The organism is Ekhidna sp., from assembly GCF_963691765.1.
Classification (GTDB): domain Bacteria; phylum Bacteroidota; class Bacteroidia; order Cytophagales; family Cyclobacteriaceae; genus Ekhidna.
In genome coordinates this window covers 428,084-450,452 of record NZ_OY829375.1, presented here as the reverse complement: position 1 = coordinate 450,452, position 22,369 = coordinate 428,084, and the positions used below count along the sequence as shown (strand labels likewise).

Genomic DNA, 22,369 nt, shown 5'->3' with positions numbered 1-22,369 from the left:
GTTTGTTATTTTTCGAGCGCGTTCAACACTTTTGATGTGATGGCGAATGATCTTCCATGTTGATAAGGTTGACCATAAGCACTTGAAGTAAGAGCAATTACAATATTCTCATCTGGGACTACCACCAAGTGATTACCCCCGTATCCTGATCCATATAGATAGTCAAGTTCTTTACCGGCAAAGGTTTGGGTCTTTTTGTACCAGAACATACCATAGCCATCTGCTGGCCATCCTTCAGGTAATGGTCTTTTTGAATTTATGATGGCTTGGATATAGTCTTCGCTTATGATTTGTTGGTCATTCCATTTTCCATTATTAGTTACTAACAGTCCAAGTTTTGCAAAATCAATGGTTGTCAAATAGAGATTACCTGCAGCGCCAGTTTGGTTAGAAGCATTTGTAAACCAGTAAACTTGTTTTATCCCTAATGGATCAAAAAGTTTTTTTTGTGCATATTCCTTTAAACTCATGCCAGTTGCTTCCTCGATAGCCAAACCAATGAGAAGGGGATGAATATCTGCATATACAAAAGCTTCACCAGGTTTAGATTTTAACGGAATATTAAGCACATATTCTTTCCAATCCGTTAGGGAAATCCAATTGCTTGCTTGACCTGGAGACCTTCCATTATCAGAGTCTGCATCTAGTCCGGATGCCATATCAAGCAGATCACGCAGTTTTATTTTCTTGTAATCTTGGTTTATGTTGGGATTTTTTGATTCTGAAAATAGTGAGTAAACGCTTTGATCCAAGCTTTCAAAAAGACCTTCTTTCAATGCAACTCCTAGCACAAGAGCGGTTACACTCTTTCCTGCAGATCTGATATCATGAATGGTATTCCACATATATGAATTGAAGTGTTCTTCAATCACCAACTTGTTGTCTTTAATGACTACTAATCCTCGAAAGTCTTTATTCGGCGTTGTATTTATTAAATGGATAAGATTTTCAATAGAATCTCTATTGAGACCAACTTCCTCCAAGGATGCATTCTGCAATCCGGAATCCTGCGCAGGGCTATTTAAAAATGTGAAAAGAAGTAAAACTCCAAACCAAATAGATGTTTTCATGACGATTGTTATTTATTCGACAAAACCGAATTTAATATATTTATCGTAAATGTCGAATAAATAGTTTCATGAATTTGCGAAGGGACTCGTTGGGAGGGTTGAGTTTAGAAATTTCTTATTCTGTTTTCCAGGTTTTGTACCGCATTGGAAACCTCTTCTGATGCAGAGGCAGATTGTTCTGATATTATCACCGTGTCTTCAATGTCTTGCACGATTTCATTCATCATATTGGTTTGAAGATTTGCGTCACTATAAATCACATATGAGAACTCGAAAGTCTCGTTGGTTGAGCTAGCAATAGTCTTAAATGTTTCTTTGACGTTATCAGTGGCACTCAGTCCGTCTTTCACCGAATTCATCACTTGGTTTAAGGACTTAGCCACTTCTTGTGAACCGCTTTGTACAGTAGCAATTAGCTTTTCTATTTCCGCTGTAGATGCCTGCGTGCTTTCTGCTAGCTTACGTATTTCTTGAGCAATTACTGCAAATCCTTTCCCAAAGTCACCCGCTTGTGCAGCTTCAATCGAAGCATTCAGTGCGAGTAGGTTGGTTTGATTAGATACTTCTTTTATCACATTAATCACTGTCGAAATCTCACTAACATGATTAGAAAGTTTATCCATAGACTCTTGTGTAGACTTTGACACCTCATTCAGTGTGGCTACAGAATTCGCTAATTCATTAACGTTATTTTGCCCGGCATCACTTTCAGATGTTGCTTGTTTTGCAGCTTCTGTGATCTGCTGTGCTTTATTCGAGACATTATTTGCAGAATTGAGTGCACTTTCTACTCTTGTAGAAGCTTGATCTATTTTTTCCGCCTGGTTTCTAGCTCCAATTGCAATTTCTCCAATAGAAGTAGCTATTTCACTTAAATTCAAGAGTACATCGTCTTTGAGGTCTTTCTTGGCTTGAAGTGCTTCTTTTTTGTTTGCAGTAATATCAGCCGCAATTTTCATTACTGAATACACAGTGCCGTCTTCATGTTTTAGTGGGGTGTAGGCAGCTTGAATCCAAACCGAATCTCCATTTTTAGCTACACGCTCAAATTCGCCTTTTTGGGTGATCCCTTTCTTTAAATTACCCCAAAAGTCTAGGTATTCTTGGCTTGTAGCAACTTTAGATGAGGCGAAAATCGAATGGTGTTTTCCGATGACTTCCTCCGCTTTTTCATATCCCATTAATTGATGGAAATTCTTATTGACAGCCTGGATATATCCTTGCGGATCAAATTGGATTCTCCCAAAAGAAAGATCAATTGTATCTCGCAATTCTCTGATGCTAATTGCGGCAAGATTCTTTTCGGTTACATCGCTAGCGATCTTCACAACGGATATTACTTTTCCACTCAGGTCTTTTAAAGGTGTATAGGCACCTTCTATCCATATTTCGGAACCGTCTTTTTTCACTCTGGCAAATTCACCGCTATGAGACTTTCCTGACCCTAATTCATGCCAGAAATTTTTGTATTCTGAAGATGAAGCATGATACTTATCAACAAATATCGAATGGTGCTTTCCTTTTAATTCTTGCAGATTACGATAGCCCATTGAGCTAATAAAAAGGTCATTAGCATCTATAATATCGCCTTGAGGTGTAAAGTTTATGTAAATGAAATTTAAGTCGATTGCTTCTTTTGTTGCCTTGGCAAGTTGTTCTTCTTTTCTTATTTCATTTTCCTTTTTATTGGCAATCAATACAATGGAGCTCACTTCGTTATGGCCATTAGAAACTGGTATGTAATTGGCAATTAGGTTATTGGTTTCCTCTGTAGTATTGATTGCTAACTCGGTAGTTAAGTTATTTCCTTTGAGCAATTCTACCCATATTTCATGGTGTAACTGTTCACTTGAAACAACGTCTTGATGCGTGATTGATTTTCGATCTTGAAGTAGATCTGTAAAACTTTCATTGGAACTGATCAATGAGCCATCTGAAGAAAATTTAGCAAAGAAAAGGTGCTTATTTAGTTCATTCGACAAAAAATTGGGCGCATTTTTCCTAAGTAGGTGGTTGAAAAATTGGGTCATTAGGTTACTGGTTAAAACATGAATATAGTAAATAAATAAATATTATCATTTGATAATATTTATGAAAATCTTAGCATTCGACGCACGATTATATGAAGTCGAATAATCAACTATATAGGGGGATTAAATTGTTAACCAATTACTTTCGATATTGTTTATCAATTGATAAACTTTTTTTATGTCTGTTCTTTTAGGCCTTATTCACTTTCTTAAGATTGCTTTGATGCTGAGTTTTCCGAATGTTTATTGCTTTATAGCTGTATGTGATGAGTAATGCAAGAGCAATGAATGTTACGATTACATCAACGATTAAGATCCATTTGTCAAAATCTGTAGCTGACAGTAATACAGCGGCAATGCCTGAAAGTACGTAAAGTGCTGCCGCTACGTAAAGCAATGTGCTCGCTTGGGTTAAGCGTTCTAGTTGAATTATTTTCATCTCCACAATTTGAAGTTGATAATCATCTTTTCGAGCAGATAAAAGGCGTTCTATTTCGCCACTTAAAGCCAGCATTTGGTTGGTTGTTGAAAGTACGAGCATTCCAACACCTGGAAGTATAGTGATAGGGATAAACCAATCCATATTTTCTTATTGTTTTTTAAATCTAACTCATACAAGTATTTCATTGAAAAGGCATCTAACATTTATACGCAAGTAAGTCAACAGATTGTCTACAATTGAAAGAAAGTTGTAGTCCAATTAATCTGAACTTACACATTGAATAATTCACTATCACCAAATAAGAGATGCAGCACATCCAATACTTATCAAAAGTTCTTCGAGTTTCTAGTTTTTCAATACTTCTTATTATCTCACTAACAAAAAGTTACGGGCAGTATGTCGGGATAAATGGTCCACTCACGTTCGATGCTTTTGCGAATACACAGTCATGGTCAGGAGGTGTAGTACCATTTTGTGGAAGCAATGTCACTATTACAATACCAAGTGGTGTCACTATTACAATTAATAATACAGACATTGATTTAAGTACTTGCGCAGTTACGATCACGATAGAGGATGGAGGACAGTTAGCAATAAGAAATACTGGAGCAAACACTTCATCGCTCATACTAGGTGCTGGCTCGTCTGTTGTTATAGAGGATGGAGGAAGTTTGGATTCTCGGACTGGAGGGGGAGGAGATGCTGTGGATAATACAATTGTAGTAGATGGATCTATTGGATGGGATGGAAGTGATGGAGATATCAATAATGGTTCTGGTTCTGATTTTGTAATTAATTCCGATCCTTTGCCTGTTGAATTATTACATTGTTCCGTCAGTCAAAACGGGCATATAGCTGAAATTAAATGGGCTACTGCTGTTGAAATCAACAACGATTATTTCACACTATACAAATCGCCAGACGGTATCAATTTTGAAGAATTCTTGGTTGTTCCAGGCTCAGGTGATAGTAATGAAAAGATTTCTTACTCAGCCATCGATTCTCATCCGTATAGTGGAACCTCATACTATAGAATCAAGCAAACTGATTTTGATGGAGCTAGTGAGACATTTGAAATTATGTCTTTTGTTAATGAATCAAGTCACTTTATCCTTTACCCTAACCCAGTGACTGATAAAATAATAGTGAATGAAATTGTGAGTATTTATGATACAAAGATTCTTGATATGGCAGGTCGAGATTTAACTAAAAACTCCCAATTCACAACTCAGGGTAATGTTACTGTAATAGATGTTAGTGATCTGGAAATAGGTAGATATATCATAAAGTCACCTGCATTTACTGAGAACTTCATTAAGAGGTAATTGCGCCAAGTAAATATTTTATCTATTGAAGGATTTAGTCTGTCTAACTAAATCCACCCAATTTGGTACTTGAAAATGGTTTGAATAACTTAATGTATTCACTACCTGCCAAATTTTAATGAGTTCACCTTATCCGTCATTAGGGTTATTCAAAAGAGGTATATCTACGCTTGAAGATAAAGTTACGAACGAGCGAATCGTTCTTTCTAATATCATTTATATAACGGTTGTTGTTGTAACGGCAATCGGATATTTACTGGACTATGAAATTTTCTTGCAACCTGCCTCTGAAATAGCCTTCGATCAGTTTTCATCAATGATATTGATGGCTGTAGCTATTGGATGCTTCTTCCTAAATTCTTCTCGGCATTTTTATGCAAGCAAAGTGCTATTCTGTACGAGTTGGCTTCTTTTATCTTTTTACCTCAATCCATTTATTCAGGGAACTTCTAGCGATTATTACTTTCACTACGATGCAGCAATTTTATTCATCTCGGTATTGGTCCAAATTTTATTTTCAACCAGTAAGGAACCAATAACCTATTCGATATTCACTTTCCTTACCTTCTTCACAATTGTATTTCATCAAGAGTATTTGCTGTATTTCAGTGATGAAACAGTAATCTCTCAACTCATTGCAGAAGATAGATACATCAGATTGATTCCAGTTTATTACTGGTTTTTATTCAATCTAGTTGTGGCTTATGTGATTACAGTTTATGAGCGATCTCACAAAGAGGTCAAGGTGAAAAATAATGCATTCAAGGAGCTCAATGAGAATCTTGAAATGTTAGTCGATGAACGTACCGAAAAGCTAATAAAACATCAAAAGGAGCTTGAAGAGGCTTCTGCTCAACTCAAAGAGAGTCAAAAACAGTATCATGATTTTATTCATAATAGCTACGAGGGTGTAGCTCGATTTGAAATGACGAATCCAATGCGCATCGACTTGGACAAAAAGAAACAGATAGACTTTTTATTAGAAAATCAATTCATAGCCGAATGTAACGACTCCTTTGCCAGGATGTATGGATTTGTTAATTCAGAGGATATCGTGGGAAAAAAGTTGAAAGATTTATGGGATGAATCACCTGAGAGAGAGGCATTATTGAACAAGTATATTGATAATGGATACCGTTTTGAAAACTTCCAAACATTAGAACAAACGCGGCAAGGAGAAATGAAATGGTTTCTCAATTTTGGCAAATCGGACATCGTAGATAAACACTTAAAAATGCTTTGGGTCACCCAAATCGACATCACCCAGCAAGTAAAGATGACGGCAGAAAAAGAGAAACTTCTGAAAGATCTCGAGGAATATGCATTTATCACGTCACATGAAATAAGGAGGCCATTATCAAATCTTATGGGTATAGCAACAGTGATTTCTGAAAAAGCGAGTGTAGAAGATACTGATAGAATGATTGTATACCTTAAAGAAAGTGCGGATGAGTTGGACGGATTAATTAGAAAGATGTCAGATACACTTAGCAGAACATCATACGACGAAAAGAAATGAAACGAGGGCTATCAGTTTTTTGTCTTATCATTTCCTTAGTGGCTTTTTGTCAATATGATAAAGCTCAGTTGGCGACTTCATTTAAACGATACATTATGGCTGGATATGAGGGAGATGTGAATACACTAATGTCTCTGACCTATCCACCTGTTGTTCAGAAATTAGGTGAGGAAGGTTTCAAGGATTTATTAAGCAATCAATTCGAAAAGGCAGGAGAAAAAAACTATAAAGTAAGATTTGATAAAATCTTGTCAATAGCCAAGCCAATGAAAATTGGGGAGCTGGAAGTTGTAGTTATTTACTACAGCTCGATCACCCAGGTTTCGGGTATAAGCTGGAAAACAAAACAAAGGGCACTTGCAATGCCCGATAGTAATGGTAAATGGTCCTTCATGATATTAACTGCAAAGGTCCCAGAGCTGTATGCTGATCTTAAAGACTTTGACGTAAGCCCTTACGAAGAAGGCCTACGCATACTTGCACATCCTGGAAACTTAGTTAGATCACGTATAAAATGGTCTGTTAAGAATGAAGGTGATTGCATAGATTCTAAGATTCATTACTATGATGATGGAAGCTACAAAGAAGAGTTTTACTTCTGCAAAGAGAACGTTATACAGAGTTACTATTATGATGAAGCTGGGCGTCAATTAGAGCGATATGTTAATGGTATTGGAAGGTTTGGAATTGAACGAGAGTATTACAGTAAGTACGAATATCCAGACTCAGTATTTTATTATTCAAGTCAAAGTCTGTTAGAGAGCATACGTACCACGAGCATTATCACAAATGCAGAGGGACTTGTTACTCAATACACAGGGCCTGATGGAAAGAAGGTAGCTATCACCTATGAGTTTGATGAAAAAAATAGAGTTAAATTAAAAGTTTCTGAGGAAGAAGGTATTCGTGAAGAGACTCAGTATGAAGATGATATAAAGGTCTACAAAAAACGTATCTATCTCAATGTAGATGATCGAATCGAGTACTGGAAATACAATATTCGAGGAGACGTGATCGAACATTCTTCGAGACCAAGAATGAAGGATATTTATCATTATGATGCTAGAGGGTTATTAATTTCCAAAGAATCTAAGGTTAAGTCAAAAGATGGCTGGAAGACAAGGTCTAGTGAACTTTATGAATATCAAGGCGAAGATCTAGTCATGCTGAAACGATACAGAGGAGACATGCTAAGCGCAGCCTTTAGGTACGAATACGAATAAAGAGATTCAACTATTAGCTAGAAAAGAAGTAGCTCTGAATACTCACTTAAAATTTAGAACCTGTATCGAGTAGTCTTGAGACCGTGTTGTCCAGTTTCATAAAATTGAAACCAGTCCAAAAAGAATCAGTGAAATCTTCTTGAGCCATATCAAAGAATGAATCATAGATGTTCATCATGGAAATATCGGATGGCATCTCATCGATGACGTTGGATTCGTTGATTACCAAAAGAGCATGGTAGTTGTAGGCATGGTTAGTACTTGTTCCTTCGAATTTGACGCTCACTAATTTAAAGACCCCATCTTGTTGCTTATACTCTTCTGTCCAGGATACAGACTCCCAGAATGAATAATTATCAATGATAGGATCATATTCAATTTTGATAAGAGCGAAGGTTTCTTCGTCAATGAAAAGCTTACCTGTAGTATTTCCTTTGTTACCATTTGGTTCAAACTCTATAATCAACACATCCTGACCGTCAATAGAGGTAGCTCCTGCGTAGAAGTAGTCGTAATTTTTTCTGTTTTTAATACTGAGGAATGACTGTTTTCTCCAGATGGAAGATTGTGCCATATCACTTGCATTTCCACCTAATACCTCATCGATTACATCGATTTTTTCAAATACTTTTTTCCGCGTTCTAAGCGGATTTACCAATGGGTATGTGTTTTTATCCAGATTGCTTGGCGTATATATATCCATAATCCCTTCAGCTACATAATAGGTTTTTTCCCAATCGGACATGGACTCTTGATAGTAACCAACCATGTGTTGCCTTTCCATCTCATAGTTTAGATGAAAGCGTTCAAACACATTTCGCATGATAGAAGGCCCAGAAAATACTGCCACATCCATTAATTGTGTTACAGAAGGCTTCAGTAAAACCGTATGGTATGGCTCAATCTCTGAAAGAGGAGTGGAGTAGTTTTCATACCCCATGTAGGATACTTTAAGTTTAGCTCCATCTTCCTCAAAGTCTGCAGCACTGATGATGAACTCACCATCGATATTTGAGACGTTGATGATATCTCCAATCAAGACATGAGCAAATGGAATGGCTTCACCTGTCTCTTGGTCTTTGATAATGCCTTTAATAGTGGCAGCATCTTTTGAGTGAGCAGGAATAAGGAGTAATAAAGCAATAGTGGCGATTAGAGGCTTCATTATAATGCGAGTGATGGTGTGATTTATACCTATAAAGATATAGATAAAATGCCTATATAAAACTACGGGTTTTTGCATTTATTTATCAAATGATAATATTTTTAAAAAATGCGAATAATCTTCTGTTTTATGTGAGTTATCCTATTGAATTAACTGTCTAAATCGTTAAGAATCATTTAGTTTTAAAGCAATCACGAACGTGCATCCTAATTTATGATCATTCAAGTTTTTCTGATTTCGTTTGGAATTAGTCTTTTGGGTACCATTCCTCCGGCTACAATTAACATTACTGTTATGCAGCTATCGCTCAAAAGGCGAGCGAAAAGTGCCATCTTTCTATCGCTTGGAGCTGCAATACTTGACACCATGTATGCAGGTCTTGCTGTTAAGATTCAAACATTTCTGTCAGAGCAAATTGAGATTGCCAACTACTTTTATTTAATAGCGGCACTGGTATTAATAGTGCTTGGAGTCGCTTCTCTTTTGACCAAGCCAGCAAACGTAGAAGTCGAGATCAAAGACGATCAAAAAGTTGGTTTTATGAAGGGGGTAATACTCGGTGCATTAAACCCACTGGCAATGCCTTTTTGGTTAGGTGTTACTACTTATCTTCAATTGCAAGGGCTGATTGATTTAGCTGGCATTAACTATTGGAGCTATATACTTGGTGTGTTCTTCGGTGAGATTACATTGCTGATAATCATTGTTAAAGTAGGTAGTCGATTCCAATCAGTCGCTACAAATAGAACTATTGTAAATGTTATACCCGGCATTGCTTTCATCTTACTAGGAGTGATCAACTTAGGGCAGTGGTTGTCTTTTTATTTTTAAATTGACATGCCTCAACTAAGTAACTCTGAACTAATACCATAGTGGAAGCACAATTAATCATTTTCATTGCGGCATCGATACTTCTTTTTTTCATACTTCTGAAACTAATTCCTGTTAACCTCTGGATTACAGCAACATTTTCAGGTGTTCAAATTTCTTTGATGGAGCTCTTTTTTATGAGGATCAGAAAAACTCCGGTAAAAGAGGTTGTCAATGGTTTGATCATAAGCCATAAGGCTGGATTCCCATTGGATCTAGCCACCTTGGAGACTCATTCTTTAGCGGGCGGCAATGTTCTTGAAACTACCGTTTCATATGTCAAATTAAGGAATAACGGCATAGAGATTAACTTTTCAGATGTTGCTGGGGCAGACTTAGCTGGTATAAACTTGGAATCTTTTGTTGAAAAGAAACAAAAGTCCTCTGGTGAAATTTTTTTACGAAAAGAACTCTGTAAGCGCATAATGAACGAACTAAGTGATGATAAGCTAGAGGAGGTAAAACTGTATCTCAATCAATTCACTTAAATGGGGTTAAAAGCAATTCTTATCGAAGAATAAATCCATCTTTTAATGGGTCTTCCGGATCAATCAGAAAGGTATTTACTCCAGTTACATGGGCAGTCCCTTCAACTTCTGGTACAATCGCATCTATACCTTCGTAATCAATGGTTTTTATAACTGAACATTGAAATTCTGTCCTCAGGATGCTTTCTATTTTTATTTTCTCACCAATTGTAATTTTATTTCGTGCATACTCTAAAGCGAGTCTTGCAGAAACACCTGAACCTGTAGGTGAACGATCTACTTCGCCTTCAGCGAAGATGCAAACGTTACGACTGTGTGCTGTAGGTGATTCTTCTGTAAATATGGTTCCGTATAAGAAGCCCAAATCCTCTTCCAAGGGGTGAATAATTTCTTTTTGCTTCATCACTGCTCGTTTGATATCCATGCCACTTTCAATGAGGCTTCTATAGTCTTCCGGAGAGCATTTTAATCCGAGAGATTGTGCGTCAACAAACGCATAATATGCACCTCCGTAGGCTAAATCATATTGCACATTTCCCAAACCTTCTACTTCTACCTCCTGATCAAGCGCCACAACAAAACTTGGTACATTGTGGAATCGCACCTCCGTGGCTTTACCATTCTTCACAGTTACAAAAGCATCTAAAATGCCGCAAGGAGCTTCAATTTTTATCTTTGTTAGTGGTTCTATCTTTTCCACCCATCCAGCTTCTACAGCTAGTTTAGCTATCGCCAGTGTGGCATGACCACACATCGTACTGTATCCTTCATTGTGTAAGAAAACCACTCCAAAATCTGCAACTGTACTAGGAGTAATAACAACTCCGTACATATCGGCATGCCCACGAGGTTCGAACATCAAACTCGTCCTCAGATAGTCATAATTTGATTTGATAAAGCGTCTATAGTCTAGTACTGAGGATCCTTCGAGTGAAGGAAAGCCATCCAGAATTACCCTCAATGGTTCACCACAAGTGTGCATATCAATGGTTTTAATGGATCGCCAATTCGTCGGAATCTTATAGGAGGAAATTGAGTACATATATTCTATTTATTATTCTGTTGAACAATTAATTGCGCAGCCACAAGATCTTCTAATGCATGTCCTACTGACTTAAAAACGGTGATTTCTTCTTTAGACTGTCGTCCATTTATTTCTGATTTACATAACTGAAAAAGATCTCCATTTATCTCCTGGACCGAGATTACTTTGTTTGCAATCGGAATGGTAAGGTCTCCAGATTCTTTAGGTGCCGTACTGATGCTATCTACATAGATATTAGATCTTTGCATTACTTGATCATCCGTTTCTCTCATGTCTGGTCTGAATGAGCCTACGAGATCTATATGCTGTCCGGCTCTTAGCCATTTGCCTTTTATTAATGGTTCTTGGCTAAAGGTGGCCGAACTGATAATATCAGCCTCCTTAATGGCATCTTCAAGGTTAGAGGCAAGGGTAGACTTTCTAAATAAATTTTTCTTCTGTTGGATGAGTTCTTTTGCTTTTTCAGGATTCCTGCCCCAAACGTATAATTCGTCGATGGAGCCTATTGTTGCATATGCATCGATCAAGTATGATGCTAATGCCCCAGTGCCGATAACAAGCAATTTTTTTGCATCCGGAACAGCTAGGAAGCTTGCGGCCAGAACTGAGGTTGCTGCAGTTCTCCAATTGGTAATTGCTTTGGCATCAAACAATGCTCGAGGCATTCCAGTTGCTGCATCACAGAGGTAATAAATGCCTTGAACACCAGGAAGCCCTTTCTCGCTATTACCCGGATTTACTGTAACTACTTTCACTCCAACAGCATTGCCCAAACTAATGGCGGGCATTAACAATAGTGTGTTTTTTTCAAGCGAAGGGTTTTGAAAATTAAGGTGCATCCTTTCAGGAACTACATATTCCTCGGTGAATCCTTTTTTTAGGGCTGGAATCAAAAGATCAAAGGTCAGCCACTCTTGTATTTGACTTGATGAGTAATATGTGATCATTTCACTCACGAACACCTATCTGATTTGAAAGGAAGAAATGTAATAGTTTTCATCTACCTCCAACAAACCTTCAGCTATCGCAATAGAGCTCCAATTTGTGGTTGGTTCAATCCGAATTTCCTGATCTTCGATGGATACATCAACCGGCATATCAAAAGTTTCTTGACAATTGCTCCATCGATAATTCAATTTACCTTCTTTGAAGTAGTATTCTAAAATCGGGACGCGATGATCTCGAAGATACTGATCAAAAAAATTGGAGAGTTCTATGCCTGCTTGATCACTTATATAAGTTTCAATTTCATTGGTTTGCACTACTTTATGAAAGTACTTCTCGTTTAAACCTCTTAGAATGTTTCGCCATTTCTCATCATTACCAATGATAGATCTCAGCATGTTTAGGATGTTTCCACCTTTATAGTACATGTCTGAGGAGCCTCTTCTATTTACACCATAATGACCAATGATTGGCTTGTCATTTGCAATTCGTTCCCGTGTACCACGCACGTAAGACTTGCCAGCGTCAATTCCATAATGATACTCAAGAAATAGACTTTCGGAATAATTTGTAAAGCTCTCGTGAATCCACATATCGGCTATGTCAGAATAGGTGATGCTGTTGGCAAACCATTCGTGACCCATTTCGTGGATAATGACAAAATCAAACTTTAATCCCCAGCCAGTACCACTTAAATCTGTGCCACGGTATCCATTTGCATATCCATTCCCATACGTGACGGAGCTTTGATGTTCCATGCCAAGATAGGGGACCTCGACAAGCTTGAATCCATCATTATAAAAAGGGTAGGGGCCAAACCAGTGCTCTAATGCCTCAAGGGTTCTCCTTGCATCCTTAAACTGGATCTTTGCCTTCTCAAGGTTTTCTTTCAAAACATAGTAATCCATGTCCAAGTCACCGTTTTCACCTTTATAAGTTTCTTCGAAGTGAGCATAATCGCCGACATTCACATTTACAGTATAGTTGGCGATTGGACTTGAAACAAACCATTCATATGATCTTGTTTTTGCCTGTCTATTGCGATTTGTGTCTCTTAATCGACCATTAGCAACAGCTATTAAATCTTCTGGCACAGTCACCTTAATTGTCATACTATCGGGTTCATCATACATGTGATCCTTACAGGGCCACCATATGCTAGCACCAATTCCTTGACAACTCGAGGCGATAAATGGCATCCCGTTTTCATCTTCGGACCAAGTAATTCCACCATTCCAAGGAGGTCGGATGGCTACATGTGGAGTACCTTCATAAAATACCGTCAGCTCTTGCGAACTGCCGATTTCTTGTTGTACTGGCAATTGAATAAAATGCGCATTTCCATTTTTTTTGAAAAGGAAGATCGTTTCCATCCTGGACGATTTTTGTGATTTTCAATGGCGCTTGAAGATCTATCTGCATCACATTATTGGGTTCGATTACCTGATACGATATAATATTACTTCCTATGAATGTTTTCTGCTCAGGATCAATTTTAATTTCAAGATTGTAGTGGGTGAGATCCCACCAGGCCCGCTCTGGTGTAATAGCGCCCCGCAAGGTGTCTTGTTTGGTGAAAACCTGAGCTGTACCGCTATTGGCTAAGCCAAAAAGAAGCAACACAGGAACCAAAAATATTACGAATTTATTCATTGGTAGGCAGATTAGTCTTTAGATAGTTTGTCAATATCTCTCGCACGTGGCGCGAGGTGTTTTCTCCCTCGTAAATACCATGCGAACGATTTGGGTATGCCATAAACGAGAAGATTTTGTTGTGTTTGATCAATTCATTGATAAGAAGCTCGCTATGCTGATAGTGAACATTATCATCTCCAGTTCCATGTACCAACAGTAGATTTCCCTTGAGATTTTTGGCATAATAGATTGGAGATCCTTTCTGATAACTTTCTGGCATTACCGAAGGAATACCCGAGTATCTTTCTTGGTAGATATTGTCATATAGTCGCTGATCTGTAACAGGAGCTACTGACATACCTGTATGATAAAGTTCAGGATATCGAAACATCATATTTAATGTCATAGCACCTCCACCGCTCCATCCCCAGATTCCAACTCTATCTTTATCAACAAATGCATATTGATCGATAATTAGTCTAAGGGCATCTGCTTGATCTTGCGATGATAAGTACCCTATTTGTCCGTATACACTTTTCCGCCATTCTCGTCCTTTTGGCGCTGGAGTACCTCTGTTATCTACACTCATTATTAGGTACCCTTGTTGAGACAGCATAAGGTGCCACAAATAGGTACTCCCTCCCCACGAGTCAACTACAGTTTGGCTCCATGGCTCACCATAGACGTAGAATAGAACCGGGTATTTTTTATTCGGATCGAACCCAATCGGTTTGATCATATAAGCATCTAATACTACTCCTTCGTCAGTTGTCACTGAGAAAAATTCAACTGGATTCTTCTGAAGGGCATCTACCTTTCCCTTTACTTCTTTGTTATCTGTAAAAGTCCTTAGGGTTTTGTGACTCGGAAATTCTACCAAGTCAACTATGGGTGGTGTTCCAGCTTTGGAATACGTATGCCTGGCATATTTCCCATTTGGAGAGATCTGATAAGAATGGGTTCCCGGTTGATCCATTGGGGTAAGGCGAGTGGCTTTTCCCTTTCCATTTAGTTTAGTGCGGTAAAGGTACTTCTGCGTAGGATCGTCGGGAGATGCGATAAAATATAGCCATCCGTTCTCATCATCAATTAACGAGACGTTGAGCATATCTTGACCTTGCGGAGTGATTTGTTTTTCAGTGCCATTTTCAATTTGATAAGCAGATTTCCAACCGCTCTTCTCGCTTACCCAGGTAAAAGACTTGCCATCATTTAAAAAGTTGAAATCTTCAACGATTTCCAGCCATGCTGTTTCCTTGTCTTCGTAGACTACTTCAGTCGCTCCGGTAGACGCATCTGCTTGAACAACTTTATTATGATTTTGGGCTCTGTTTAGTTGTTGGAGTAATACTGTTTTGGAATTAGGATGCCAAATCATTCGTGGGATGTAGTTATTTCTAGGGTCTCCTTGTACATCCATCCATGTAGTCTCACCTTTTTCGATCGAAATCACTCCAAACTTGCATTCAGAGGGTGTTTCTCCAGCTTTTGGGTATTGCAATGGGATTAGTTGGGAATATGCTGAGTCCGTATTATTGATCATATAAAAATTACGGATTTCACTTGCATCAATCCTCCAAAAAGCAATCTGATTGCCATCAGGGCTCCATGAAAATCCGTCTCTGCAAAAGAACTCTTCTTCGTATGCCCAGTCGAAGGTCCCATTTATGATTCTTTCACTTCCATCTTGTGTAAGAGGTGTAATTGAGCCGTCATCTAATGACTCTAAATAGAGATTATGTTCGAAGACATAAGCCACTTTACTTGCATCTGGTGATAATTTGGCGAACATCAAGCTTGAAGGTTTGGCAATCTCTCCACCGAGTTTTTTTAATGCTTTGCTCTTGAGATCTAAAATCCAATAATCACCTTTGGTATTAAGCCTCCACACTCTTTTAGAATTGTTATAGATCAAAAGTTTACTTTGATCATTGGACCATGAATAATTTTCTATTGAAAGCGGGGTGTTACTTCCGCCAGGGATGAGCCACTCTGCTTGAACAAGCACTTCTTGTTCTCCAGTTGAAGTAGTATTCCTTACTATATCATTGTATCCAGGAAACTGCGCTGAATTTTCAAGCGAAGTATAAGCTTCACCATCTTCAAACCAAGCAAGAGGAGGTACGTAGGTGATTCGGAATTCTCCGTTTGTAAATATTCGCTCAAGTGTCAGTAGGCTATTCTCTTGTGCCAGTGTAGATAATGAGACTAAAAGAAGTGTTAGTCGAAGTAGATGCTTTTTCATTCTAAATTCTTTCTTATCAAGTTGTTAAGATACGATTATATGAGTTTCGATAGCAATTTGTAATGTCTGGTAGCAGCTATCAGGTCTATTATCATAAGTGAGACTGGATCTCTTCTTATTTTTAATGAACTGAATTAATAATTGGTGATTAATTCAGTTCTCACCAAAATTTAACATGCTAAACCCTTAAGTATAAGGTTTTTAAGATTATATTTATTCACCATCAAATTTTCAAAATAATCTTACCAACCACCACCTATGAAAAACTTTACCGCCGCACTGTTTCTGACAGTAGCATCCTTCTTTGGATTTAGTCAGAATTTTAACACAACAATTACAGCATTAGGACCAAATCCATTTTCAACTGAATCGATCCGAATCAACGTTGAATTTGCTAATGATATAGCTGCTTATACTTTAGGGAAAACTGAGATTGATGAGGAATATGAGAATTTGCTTAACAATGCCTCTGCAAATGCCCGATTTGAAAACCTTACATCCCCAGACAGCCGAACACTTCAATTTGATGTTTACCCTTTCATAGATGGACCGGTCCATATTTACATCCCTGATGGCGCAGTTTTTGATGCTAGCGGGAATACCAATTTACCTGCCTGGATTATACTCGAGTATCAGGGAGCTGCAGATGAGCCAATCAAGTACTCTTCAGGTTTGCCTGGTTCTTACCTAATACTTGAGTGGGCGCTTGCAGAGTCAAATGGTATTACATTGGAAGATCCCATTCCGCAGGGTATAACTGATGTGGAAAGAAGCCCGAACGGAAATATCTTCCTGGTAGATGCGGTTAACGATAGAATACGGCAGCCGGATGGATTCAATCCGCATGCAAAATATGCGGGCGCCGACACACCAGGTTTTGATGGCGGTTACTTAGACGGCGATCGATTGGTAGCTATGTTTAATGTGCCCAGAAATATAGCTATCGACAATAGCAATAATTTATACATCTCAGATGTCGGAAATAATCGAATACGTCGGATTGCATCTAATGGAGATGTCACCACTATTGCCGGAAATGGAACAGCTGGATTTGAAACTGGAGATGCACTTACTTCTTCCATCTCAATTAGTGAAATAGCTGTAAGTGATGATGGGAGTATTGTCTATTTCTCTGATGCGATCGGTAATATTAAAAAGCTTGAAAGCGGACAGATTTCAGATGTTATTTTTGTTGGAACATCAACAATATCTTCCATTCAGGTGAGACAAAGCGGGACACTTCTGATAGCGAGTCAACAAGGATTAGTGGAATACAACGAGGATGATGGAACTTCTACAACGCTTATTTCAAATACAAACGTTATGGATGTCATTGAAGATGAAAATGGTGATGTGTATTGCGTGGTTGCTGGGGACGATATTAACGGTAATCCTTACGAGTTTGGTTTAATCAATGTCTTTAAAATTGAGAATGGTACCGATGCAATCTCATTCATTATAAACGCGGATTTAACTGCCGCAACTAGCATTGTTCAAATAGATCCGCTCTTTTTATTCAGTCTTGTTGGTAACAATGGAGTTTCATTAACAAACGGTGCTGGCAATACACTATTGATCTCTGTAGGAACTACGCTTTGGTCGTTGGATCTAACTATAGCTACTACTGATGACCCACCTGTTTTTGAGAATCCGATTGCCGATATCAACACATTTGAAAATAGAGCCCCACTTGTGATTCCCCTGGATGGTGTAGCAACAGATGAAGATAACAGTGATGATGCAATTGTTTATGAAATAGCTGGCAATACAAATGCCGGATTGGTAACAACAGATATAACAGACGGTGAACTAACATTAACATTCACTGCAGCTACAACAGGCACGGCTACACTTACTGTGCGAGCTACTTCTAACGGAGAATCGGTTGATGATGATTTTGTTGTTACAGTAGAGGAAGCACCGGCCTCTTTATACGAACAGTCTGGTGTTTTGGAACTAAATGCCACCTCACAAATATTTCCAGACTTTGGAGGATCGTTTGCAGAAATAGCTGATGACTTTTCTGTCCCTGAAGGCGAAGTGTGGGACATACGAACAGTTTCTGTGGTAGGCTCTACTACTGGAGCATTTTCCGAGGCGGTATTTACCATTTATGAAAATAATGCCGGTGTAATAGGTGATCAAGTATTTCGATCAGAAGTGTTGCCAACTGAAACTTATGACTTCACTGGAAGCAATGCTAGTCAGAGTGGTAATTACCGTTTGGCCCTTGAAAATACTACCGAACTAGGGGAGGGAGATTATTGGATATCTGTACAGACCCAACTGGTCTTTGATGGAGGCGGACTTTGGAGTTGGGGATTATATACTCCGACGGTAGGAGCTCAAATTCAAGGACGTGATCCAGATGGCTTAGGAACAGGATACCCAACTACATTTGGCTCACTGGGGGTAGATGCTGCTATGATATTTCAAATTGCGGGTTCCGTACGTCCAGACGGCATCTTTTTAAAAGAGGCATCCATTTGCGATGGTGATGAATTCGCTTTTGGAGCACAAACGTTAACCACCGCTGGAGAATACACAGAAACTTTTACGGATCAATTAGGAGGTGATAGTACGGTCGTACTCACCCTCACCATTGATCCGGTATACAATGAGACTGCTAGTCTTTCCATATGTTCAGGAGAGGACTACATATTTGGAACTCAGACCCTAAGTGCAGCTGGTGAATATACAGAGCTATTCACCTCGATTTCTGGATGTGATAGTACCGTTGTTCTTACACTTTCGATTGATCCTATTTTCAATGAAACCGCTGAAGTTGCCATTTGTGCCGGAGAAGACTATGTTTTTGGAAGTCAAGTTCTCAGCACTGCAGGAGAATATACTGAAGTGTTTTCATCTCAAGCTGGCTGTGACAGTACTGTTATGCTTACACTTTCAGTGGATCCAATATTTAATGAAACTGCTGAGGTAGTAATTTGTAATGGAGAAGATTATGTTTTTGGATCTCAGACGTTGAATGTAGCTGGCGAGTATACAGAGCTTTTCACATCTCAATCAGGTTGTGACAGCACAGTAGTGCTTACACTCACAGTGAATCCTACCTTTAATGAGTCCGCTAATGCGTCTATTTGTGCTGGAGAGGATTATGTTTTCGGAACACAAACACTGAATACCCCTGGTGAGTATACTGAGCTGTTTTCATCTCAGTCAGGCTGTGATAGTACAGTTATTCTGACACTATCAGTTGATCCGTTATTCAACGAAACCGCCAATGCTTCCATATGTCCTGGTGAAGATTACATATTCGGATCACAGACATTAAATACTGCTGGTGAGTTTACAGAAGTGTTTACCTCCCAATCAGGATGCGATAGTACGGTGGTTTTAACGCTTTCCATCGATCCCATTTACAATGAAACAGCAGAGGCAAGAATTTGCAGTGGTGAAGACTACATATTTGGCACTCAGACTTTGAGTGTTGCAGGGGAATATACGGAGTTATTTGAGTCCCAAGCAGGCTGTGATAGCACGGTAGTACTTACACTAAATGTTGACCCAACCTATAATGAAACAGAAGAAGCTGTTATTTGTGATGGAGAAAGTTTTGTGTTTGGGACGCAGACATTGACATCCGCAGGAACTTTTACTGAAGTGTTTGCTTCAGAACTTGGCTGTGACAGCACAGTGGTATTGGACCTTACTGTGAATCCAGTATTTAATGAAAGCATTAGTGAATCCATTTGTGCTGGTGAAAGTTTTGTGTTTGGCACACAAACACTAACCTTAGAAGGAGAATACTCACAACTTTTTATGAGTGAATTAGGATGCGACAGTACAGTCACATTATCACTAACTGTTGATCCTGAATTCGATGAAGTTACCGAGGCTTCAATCTGCCCCGGAGATAGCTACACCTTTGGATCTCAAACATTGACCAATGCTGGGGAGTATACCGAATCATTCCTTTCGCAGGCCGGATGTGATAGTGTTGTCACTTTAAGTCTCAGTATAGCTGCAGTTTTTGACGAAAATGTAGCAATTACAATATGTGCCGATGAAACATTTGCATTCGGGACACAAACACTAACCGCAGCAGGTGAATATACGGAGTTATTTACCTCACAAGTTGGATGCGATAGCACCGTTAATTTGTCACTATTTGTCACTGATTTTGATTTGGAAGTGTCCCTTACAGATCAAACACTTACAGCAACGGAAATTGATGGTGCATCTTATCAATGGATTACATGTGAAGGAATTATAATAGATGGAGCTACAACTAATATTTTCCAAGCTACAGAAACTGGAGAGTACGCAGTGATAGTCGATAATCAAGAATGTGAAAAAACTACAGCATGTATATTGGTAGAACTACCACTTTCTACTTCTTCAATAGGTATTGATCCAATTGTTTATCCAAATCCTACAAAAGGAATTATTACACTTGATTTTCAACAAGATTTTAGAGGCACCTATGAAATTTTTGATCTCGCAGGAAAATCAGTAACGAAAGGGACTATTGACGGATCGAATAAGAGCGTGTCTATTGAGGAGTCGCCAAATGGCATGTATCACTTGTTTCTCAAAAATGAAAATGGCGTTTCAGAAAGACTGACTGTCGTTAAGGTAGGAAAGTAAATCAAATTTCCATTTACCTAAATTGCAAGTATGACCCTACTTACCAATACTAACTCCTTTGCTAAGCAACTGTGTGTTGCTGTATTTGCCATTTTTATCGGTTCTCAGATTGCTGAGGGAGCTTTGCTGGTTCCATATTGGCAATCGCTCTCAGCATCTGAATTCTATGAATACTATGCAGATTTTGGTCCAATGATCGGACGCTTCTACACTATTCTGACTATTGTAGCAGCTCTTATTTCCATATCCATAGCTGTTTTATTTACCACTAAGAAATACGAAGAATCCAGGTATGCGATTTTATCTGCAGTATGAGCTATTCTCTTTGTTTTATCATTTTACGTTTACTTCAAAGGAACAAACGCCCGCTTCTATGAAATGGATTTTAATGATGCAGATCTAGCCAAAGAGTTGATCACATGGAGTACCTGGCATTGGGGAAGAATAGTTGTTGAAATACTATCTCTGGTATTCTTGATGATGGCTTTTGGAAAGTCCACAGTGAAAGGAAATAATTAAGGAAAATGAGTTTAGTAGTCATTCCTTCAAAAGGAGCTTCATGAGTTCTTCCGCAGATACACGTGCCTTTTTATCAATAAACATTCTTGGCGTTTCATCGCCGACCTCATAGGTTACAGCTTGAGCGCCGAACTGAGTAGCAAACCACCCGCTTGATGTTGGCGAACCAATGCCAGATTCACTCACGTTAGTTTTAAACCCTTCACCTATGCTGTCCTCAATATTGGCTGTCCAGCTTCGTGTAAGATTTGGCATATTTAACGATACTGAATCTGGATTGTAGGTGTAGTAAATATCAAACCATGTGGAATGGAAGTCCATGCCGAAGACTACATTTCCTTTGCTCTCTTTAACGATGTGTTCGGCAACTTGGCGAACTTCCGTCTGATTGTAATAAGCCCAATCTCTATTAAGATCAACGCCGCCTGTGCTGTGTCTCCAATGACCTTCATCAACCCCATCAGGATTTAATAGAGGGTAAACTAAAATTCGATACCTCTTTAGAAATTTCTTCGAAATGGAATTGTTTAAAACCTCGTCAAGGAATGATTTTAACGCTAGAAACCCTGACACTTCGGGCGGATGCTGTCTGCTTAAAAAAACAATTGTCTCTTTATTTTTTGATGAACCAATGTCTAATACCATCAGATCTCTTCCTTTAGCACTGGTGCCTGCAGATTTTAAATTCACTCGCTTATCCTGCGCCAACTGCAACGACCAATCTCTTACTCTTCGACTGTCCTGAATTTCCTGACCAGCTATCCATAAGGTATCTGAAGAAACACTTAACGAAAGATAAGTTTCAGTGCTATCGCTATTGTATTTGACCTTCGATTGATCCAGATTTTCCCATGATTCTCCGTCAGTGCTAAGCTTGGGGACATAACGATGATTGTAAAGTGTGTAAGACAAATTAATTTGAATCTCTTTTGATTCATCAGCCCATATTTTGAAGGCATACCACGGGCTATCATTGATTGGCTCATTTTCGGGAGAGATGCTTACCTCATAGGTGTTCGCTTCTACATATTTAAACCCGTTCATTCGGGCTGAATTGAAATCGTTTCTCACATAAATCCCTTGCTCTTCAAAAATACCTTTTGATTGAAACTCGATCTCCTTGTCAGAAGTATCCACTGGTCGTGGAAAATCATAGGTTTTCAGTTTGACTTGTGATGAAGCATCAAAGCTTGAAAAGGTAATAATCAGGACGGTCAACTTTAAGAAATGTATTTTCATA

Annotated in this window: 18 protein-coding genes; 8 read left to right on the top strand and 10 right to left on the bottom strand. The window is 38.6% G+C overall.

Annotated elements, in window-relative coordinates; all coding sequences use genetic code 11:
* Positions 1-5: 5 nt before the first annotated feature.
* From ACY650_RS02150 to ACY650_RS02140, 3 genes are all read right to left on the bottom strand, one after another.
* Positions 6-1,070: a serine hydrolase domain-containing protein gene (locus tag ACY650_RS02150; RefSeq protein ID WP_462251268.1), complete on the bottom strand. Its 1,065-nt coding sequence runs from the start codon at positions 1,068-1,070 to the stop codon at positions 6-8.
* A 104-nt stretch (positions 1,071-1,174) separates the two neighbouring features.
* Positions 1,175-3,100: a methyl-accepting chemotaxis protein gene (locus tag ACY650_RS02145; RefSeq protein ID WP_462251266.1), complete on the bottom strand. Its 1,926-nt coding sequence runs from the start codon at positions 3,098-3,100 to the stop codon at positions 1,175-1,177.
* A gap of 190 nt (positions 3,101-3,290) precedes the next feature.
* Positions 3,291-3,683 carry a hypothetical protein gene (locus tag ACY650_RS02140; RefSeq protein ID WP_462251264.1) on the bottom strand — a complete coding sequence of 131 codons (393 nt, stop codon included), beginning with the start codon at positions 3,681-3,683 and terminating at the stop codon, positions 3,291-3,293.
* A 164-nt stretch (positions 3,684-3,847) separates the two neighbouring features.
* Between ACY650_RS02140 and ACY650_RS02135 the strand changes: the two genes are divergently transcribed.
* The 3 genes from ACY650_RS02135 to ACY650_RS02125 all read left to right on the top strand — a co-directional run bounded on the left by ACY650_RS02135 (position 3,848) and on the right by ACY650_RS02125 (position 7,609).
* The gene (locus tag ACY650_RS02135; RefSeq protein WP_462251262.1) at positions 3,848-4,867 is read left to right on the top strand and encodes a T9SS type A sorting domain-containing protein; all 1,020 of its coding nucleotides are present in this window, start codon (positions 3,848-3,850) and stop codon (positions 4,865-4,867) included.
* Positions 4,868-4,985: 118 nt separating this feature from the next.
* The gene (locus ACY650_RS02130; RefSeq protein WP_462251260.1) at positions 4,986-6,386 is read left to right on the top strand and encodes a PAS domain-containing protein; all 1,401 of its coding nucleotides are present in this window, start codon (positions 4,986-4,988) and stop codon (positions 6,384-6,386) included.
* Positions 6,387-6,481: 95 nt separating this feature from the next.
* Positions 6,482-7,609, top strand: coding sequence for a hypothetical protein (locus ACY650_RS02125; RefSeq protein ID WP_462251258.1), 1,128 nt, complete (start codon positions 6,482-6,484; stop codon positions 7,607-7,609).
* Between the two features lie 46 nt (positions 7,610-7,655).
* Here the strand turns inward: ACY650_RS02125 and ACY650_RS02120 are convergent, their stop codons facing one another.
* A complete protein-coding gene (locus ACY650_RS02120) occupies positions 7,656-8,774 on the bottom strand; it encodes a peptidase associated/transthyretin-like domain-containing protein (RefSeq protein ID WP_462251256.1) in 1,119 nt (372 codons plus the stop codon).
* A 213-nt stretch (positions 8,775-8,987) separates the two neighbouring features.
* Here ACY650_RS02120 and ACY650_RS02115 point away from each other — a divergent pair, with 213 nt between their 5' ends.
* Positions 8,988-9,605, top strand: coding sequence for a LysE family translocator (locus tag ACY650_RS02115; RefSeq protein WP_462251254.1), 618 nt, complete (start codon positions 8,988-8,990; stop codon positions 9,603-9,605).
* Positions 9,606-9,646: 41 nt separating this feature from the next.
* Entirely contained in the window at positions 9,647-10,132 is a 486-nt protein-coding gene (locus tag ACY650_RS02110; protein WP_462251252.1) for a flotillin-like FloA family protein, read from the top strand.
* 19 nt (positions 10,133-10,151) lie between these two features.
* Here ACY650_RS02110 and ACY650_RS02105 read toward each other — a convergent pair whose 3' ends face one another.
* From ACY650_RS02105 to ACY650_RS02085, 5 genes are read right to left on the bottom strand one after another with little or no spacing between them, the layout of a single operon-like run.
* Positions 10,152-11,174 carry a proline racemase family protein gene (locus ACY650_RS02105; protein ID WP_462251250.1) on the bottom strand — a complete coding sequence of 341 codons (1,023 nt, stop codon included), beginning with the start codon at positions 11,172-11,174 and terminating at the stop codon, positions 10,152-10,154.
* A gap of 5 nt (positions 11,175-11,179) precedes the next feature.
* Positions 11,180-12,124 (bottom strand): bifunctional Delta(1)-pyrroline-2-carboxylate/Delta(1)-piperideine-2-carboxylate reductase, encoded by a 945-nt coding sequence (gene lhpI / locus ACY650_RS02100; protein ID WP_462254381.1) that lies wholly within the window; start codon positions 12,122-12,124, stop codon positions 11,180-11,182.
* A 15-nt stretch (positions 12,125-12,139) separates the two neighbouring features.
* Positions 12,140-13,495 carry a M1 family metallopeptidase gene (locus ACY650_RS02095; protein WP_462251248.1) on the bottom strand — a complete coding sequence of 452 codons (1,356 nt, stop codon included), beginning with the start codon at positions 13,493-13,495 and terminating at the stop codon, positions 12,140-12,142.
* Positions 13,392-13,775, bottom strand: a complete 384-nt coding sequence (locus tag ACY650_RS02090; RefSeq protein WP_462251246.1) for a hypothetical protein — start codon at positions 13,773-13,775, stop codon at positions 13,392-13,394. Before ACY650_RS02090 ends, ACY650_RS02095 begins: the two co-directional genes overlap by 104 nt.
* Positions 13,768-16,002: a S9 family peptidase gene (locus tag ACY650_RS02085; RefSeq protein WP_462251244.1), complete on the bottom strand. Its 2,235-nt coding sequence runs from the start codon at positions 16,000-16,002 to the stop codon at positions 13,768-13,770. Before ACY650_RS02085 ends, ACY650_RS02090 begins: the two co-directional genes overlap by 8 nt.
* Positions 16,003-16,260: 258 nt before the next feature.
* Between ACY650_RS02085 and ACY650_RS02080 the strand changes: the two genes are divergently transcribed.
* The 3 genes from ACY650_RS02080 (at position 16,261) to ACY650_RS02070 (ending at position 21,129) form a co-directional block, all read left to right on the top strand.
* Positions 16,261-20,610, top strand: a complete 4,350-nt coding sequence (locus ACY650_RS02080) for a T9SS type A sorting domain-containing protein (protein WP_462251242.1) — start codon at positions 16,261-16,263, stop codon at positions 20,608-20,610.
* Between the two features lie 30 nt (positions 20,611-20,640).
* Entirely contained in the window at positions 20,641-20,925 is a 285-nt protein-coding gene (locus ACY650_RS02075; RefSeq protein WP_462251240.1) for a hypothetical protein, read from the top strand.
* A gap of 63 nt (positions 20,926-20,988) precedes the next feature.
* Positions 20,989-21,129: a hypothetical protein gene (locus ACY650_RS02070; RefSeq protein WP_462251238.1), complete on the top strand. Its 141-nt coding sequence runs from the start codon at positions 20,989-20,991 to the stop codon at positions 21,127-21,129.
* Positions 21,130-21,147: 18 nt separating this feature from the next.
* Here the strand turns inward: ACY650_RS02070 and ACY650_RS02065 are convergent, their stop codons facing one another.
* Positions 21,148-22,368: a M14 family metallopeptidase gene (locus ACY650_RS02065; RefSeq protein ID WP_462251236.1), complete on the bottom strand. Its 1,221-nt coding sequence runs from the start codon at positions 22,366-22,368 to the stop codon at positions 21,148-21,150.
* Position 22,369: the final 1 nt, after the last annotated feature.